The organism is Bacteroides sp. An269 (genome assembly GCF_002159755.1).
Lineage (GTDB): Bacteria > Bacteroidota > Bacteroidia > Bacteroidales > Bacteroidaceae > Phocaeicola > Phocaeicola intestinalis.
This window is the reverse complement of record NZ_NFJG01000239.1, coordinates 1-871: the sequence shown is the minus strand read 5'-3', so window position 1 is coordinate 871 and position 871 is coordinate 1. Positions and strand designations below refer to the sequence as shown.

General features: G+C 50.3%; 1 protein-coding gene. It reads left to right on the top strand.

What is annotated here, in order from left to right:
- Positions 1-716 (top strand): glucosamine-6-phosphate deaminase (nagB, locus tag B5F71_RS19520; RefSeq protein WP_087213664.1); only part of this gene is annotated, 716 nt, incomplete at its 5' end.
- Positions 717-871 lie beyond the last annotated feature (155 nt).

Sequence of the window (871 nt, the reverse complement as noted above, 5' to 3'; positions counted from 1 at the left end):
AGTTCCAGCCATCTTCCGAACGTCCTTTTGTATTGGGCTTGCCTACGGGCTCTTCCCCATTGGGCATGTATAAGGCGCTGATTGAACTGAACCGAGAGGGAAAGGTGTCTTTCCGCAATGTGGTGACTTTTAATATGGATGAATACGTGGGCCTTCCCGAATCGCATCCGGAAAGCTACCATTCGTTTATGTTCAACAACTTTTTCAACCATATTGACATTCCGAAGGAAAACATCCATATCCTGAACGGGAACGCTTCCGACTTGGAGGCTGAGTGCGGGAATTATGAAAAGCAGATTGCTTCGTATGGGGGCATCGACCTGTTTGTGGGCGGCATCGGTCCCGACGGCCACATCGCGTTCAACGAGCCGGGTTCTTCCCTGACTTCGCGTACCCGTGTGAAGACGCTGACCACCGATACGATTGTGGCAAATTCGCGTTTCTTCGATAACGATGTGGACAAGGTCCCCAAGACTGCGCTGACCGTAGGGGTGGGCACGGTAATGGACGCCAAAGAGGTACTGATCCTTTGCAACGGGCACAATAAGGCGCGTGCCTTGCATCATGCCGTTGAAGGAAGCGTAACGCAGATGTGGACCATCAGTGCCTTGCAGATGCACCGCCACGGCATCATCGTATGCGATGAGGCGGCTACGGACGAACTGAAAGTGGGCACATACCGCTATTTCAAGGACATCGAGCGCAACAACCTGTAATCCATTGTTAATTATTAATTATAAATTATAGCCATGAGAACCAATCTGAGTTCGCAGATATCCCTTAACAGGGTGTCTACCCGATATTACAAGCCGGAGAATACGATTGACCGCTCCGTGCTGACCCGTTTTGAAAAAATCCCTACCAACATCTA